1 protein-coding gene is annotated in these 1,208 nt (G+C 62.0%); it reads right to left on the bottom strand.

The features are described 5' to 3' along the window. A partial coding sequence (locus tag I6F21_RS37500; protein WP_225184355.1) for an IS630 family transposase occupies positions 1 to 1,114 on the bottom strand: 1,114 nt, incomplete at its 3' end. Positions 1,115 to 1,208: the final 94 nt, after the last annotated feature.

The following is a 1,208-nucleotide window of genomic DNA, read 5'->3' as shown; positions in this document are numbered from 1 at the left end:
GTCCTGAACCAGAAGTTCGCAACATCGCATGGTGTTGTACCGGGGCATTGTAACGGCAGAAGCGCTCGATGGAAGCAAGGATGTCGTCGGCTGACTTGGTCCACCGGAACGGCTTGGGATCAGCGTTATGTCGTTCGATGAACGAGGCGATGTCCGCCCTGAGGGCGGCTACGCTGCGATAGACGCCGCGCCTGATCTTCTTATCGGTAAGAAGCGCGAAGAAGCGCTCGACCTGATTGAGCCATGACGAACTGGTCGGGGTCAGGTGCACATGCCAGCGCGGCCGTTTAGCCAGCCATCTGCGGATCAGCGGAGTCTTGTGGGTGGCGTAGTTATCCATGACGAGATGGACGTCGAGTTGGGACGGCACAGCGGCCTCGATCTCGTCCAAGAACTTGCGGAACTCGACGGCACGGTGCCGTCCGTAGCACTTGCCGATAACCCGTCCGGTCGCAATGTCGAGGGCGGCGAACAGCGATGTGGTGCCGTGCCTTTTGTAATCGTGGCTCCTTCGGGCCGGCTGGCCGGGACGCATCGGCAACATCGGCTGACTGCGGTCCAGCGCCTGGATTTGAGACTTTTCGTCTACACACAGAACGATGGCGTGCGCTGGCGGCGAGACGTAAAGGCCGACGACGTCGCGCACCTTGGCCACGAAGTTCGGATCGGTCGAGAGCTTGAATGTCTCCAGCCGGTGCGGCTGGAGCCCGAAGGCCCGCCAGATACGTTGCACCGTCGACACCGACAGGCCGCTGGCCTTTGCCATACCGCGAGAACTCCAATGAGTGGCGTTCTCGGGGCAGCTTTCCAGCGTCCTCACGATCACGGCTTCGATGCGACCATCGTCAATGGTGCGCGGTGCCCCCGAGCGCGGCTCATCGTGCAGCCCCGCCACGCGCTGCTCCACAAAGCGCCGCCGCCATTTGCCTACCGCCCCCCGCTCCAGGCCCAGCTTGGCCGCCACTTCCTTGTTCTGACCGCCTTCCGCACAGGTCAGCACAATCCGGGCTCTGAGAGCCAGCGCCTGCGCCGTCTTTCGCCGCATTGTCAGCGACTGAAGTTCAGCACGCTCATCATCGCTCAATATCAAGGGCGCAAGTCGCTCGGCCGCCATCGGATCCTCCGTCGCTGTTGCAGCCTCCAGTCTGCCACAGCGGCGCGAATCTAACGCAAATCTACAATTGCGAACTTGTGACTCGGGACACTAG

The organism is Bradyrhizobium sp. NBAIM03, from assembly GCF_020194055.1.
Lineage (GTDB): Bacteria > Pseudomonadota > Alphaproteobacteria > Rhizobiales > Xanthobacteraceae > Bradyrhizobium > Bradyrhizobium yuanmingense.
This window is presented reverse-complemented; position numbering and strand designations above follow the sequence as displayed.